Annotated in this window: 1 protein-coding gene; it reads left to right on the forward strand. The window is 44.2% G+C overall.

The genetic code is table 11. The annotated features are described in order from the left end of the window. Positions 1-276, forward strand: a 276-nt coding sequence (locus tag AAEY78_RS12945) for a DNA translocase FtsK 4TM domain-containing protein (protein ID WP_352339722.1), incomplete at both ends; no start/stop codon positions are given.

Below are 276 nucleotides of genomic sequence, written 5' to 3' on the forward strand. Positions count from 1 at the left end.
GACCGGCGCTGTCGGAGCTTGGACTGCGGACGTGTTGTTTTATTTTTTTGGGTTCATCGCCTTTTTAATTCCTATTATGATTGCCACCACAGGGTGGTTTATTTTTAATCGTGCCCATCGATTGTTCGAAATAGATTATTTTTCAGTTGGACTAAGAATTATCGGGTTTATTTTGATGCTGCTGGCTTTGGCTGCACTGGTCAGTATGAATGCCGACGATATGTTTGTGTTTTCCGCTGGTGGCGTTGCTGGTGATGTGATTGGTCAAGCCATGCT

The organism is Psychrobacter sp. 16-MNA-CIBAN-0192 (assembly GCF_040309565.1).
Lineage (GTDB): Bacteria > Pseudomonadota > Gammaproteobacteria > Pseudomonadales > Moraxellaceae > Psychrobacter.